This is a genomic window from Mesorhizobium sp. M7A.F.Ca.ET.027.03.2.1 (genome assembly GCF_003999175.1).
Classification (GTDB): Bacteria; Pseudomonadota; Alphaproteobacteria; order Rhizobiales; family Rhizobiaceae; genus Mesorhizobium.
The window spans coordinates 1-1,182 of sequence record NZ_RZOM01001428.1 but is presented as its reverse complement, the minus strand read 5'-3'; the positions used below and the strand labels follow the sequence as shown (position 1 = coordinate 1,182).

The window sequence follows — 1,182 nt, the reverse complement described above, 5'->3', positions numbered from 1 at the left end:
CTATCGTACGGTCGACTGGCCGGACGGCACCGGCCCGATCGAGCTTGCCGTCGGCAGCCATCTGGCGTCGGCGGCGATGCTGCTTGCCGGCATTCTCCTCCTGTTCGGCGGCGAGGCTTTCGCGCCACTCGGCGGCGTGCCACTGGTGGTCATCGCGCAGGTCGCGTCGGCGTCGGCTATGTTCGCCTTCTTCTTCAGGCTGCAAGCGGTTGGCGGCCCGGTCTATCTCAGCCAGATCGGTTATGTCGCGGCGGCCGTCGGCCTGTTTGCCGGAACCATCTTCCTCGGCGAGCACTATCAGCTGCTGACCTGGGCAGGCGCGCTCATCATCACCGCCGGCGTGTTCATCACCACCAGGGCACAAAGCCAGAAGGCGTGAGCGGTCGCAAGGGATCCGAATCACCTTCGCGCCTGGAGCCGATTTCACCTGAATTTGTATCCAGATCTGCTTTATCTTCCTGTTTGAGCGTGATCTTTTCCGAGGACCGTTCCCTTTTTGGAATCGTGCTCTGGAGCAAGCCATGAACGAACCGAAGACATCAGAGGCGACTGCTGTCGATGTAGCTGATTTTCGCGCCGCGATGCGGCTGATCGTCGGCAATGTCAGCGTCATCACCGCCGGCACCGGCGAGGATCGCTCCGGCCTGGTGGTCATTTCGGTCGTCTCGCTGTCGGCCGAGCCGCCCAAGGTGATCGCCTGCGTCAACAGGTCGTCGTCGACCTGGCCGGTGATCGAACGCTACCGGCATTTCGGCGTCAATTCGCTTGGGCCCAAGCATCAGCGCGTGGCCGAGCGGTTCTCCGGCTTTGGCGGCATCAAGGGCAAGGACCGCTATGAGGGCGCCGAATGGACGACGCTCAAGACCGGAGCTTTACTGCTTTCGGACGCGGTGGCCGCCTTCGACTGCAGCCTCGACGAGATGATCGATCGCGGCACGCATTCCATCGTCATCGGCTCGGTCGAGGCCGTGCGCACCCACGATGCCGGCCAGGCGCTGATCTACTGGCGCGGCGGCTACAGGCCGCTGAATTCTGAATAAGGCCAGAATTCAGAATAAGGTCAGACTGAGCCTTTTTCCGCCAGGACCATGTAGTTGACGTCCATGTCCTTCGAGCGTGCCCAGCGGTCGGCCAGCGGGTTGTAGGTGACGCCGGTGCGGTCGATGATGGTCAGGCCGGCGC

Annotated in this window: 2 protein-coding genes and 1 pseudogene; 2 read left to right on the top strand and 1 reads right to left on the bottom strand. The window is 62.8% G+C overall.

Features of this window, described 5'->3' with window-relative positions:
- Both EN750_RS35305 and EN750_RS35300 read left to right on the top strand, forming a co-directional pair.
- A partial coding sequence (locus EN750_RS35305; RefSeq protein ID WP_145968243.1) for a DMT family transporter occupies positions 1–379 on the top strand: 379 nt, incomplete at its 5' end.
- Positions 380–521: 142 nt separating this feature from the next.
- The gene (locus EN750_RS35300; RefSeq protein ID WP_127399347.1) at positions 522–1,040 is read left to right on the top strand and encodes a flavin reductase family protein; all 519 of its coding nucleotides are present in this window, start codon (positions 522–524) and stop codon (positions 1,038–1,040) included.
- A 20-nt stretch (positions 1,041–1,060) separates the two neighbouring features.
- Here the strand turns inward: EN750_RS35300 and EN750_RS35295 are convergent.
- Positions 1,061–1,182, bottom strand: a pseudogene (locus tag EN750_RS35295) (bifunctional 3-demethylubiquinol 3-O-methyltransferase/2-polyprenyl-6-hydroxyphenol methylase); the annotation flags it as partial.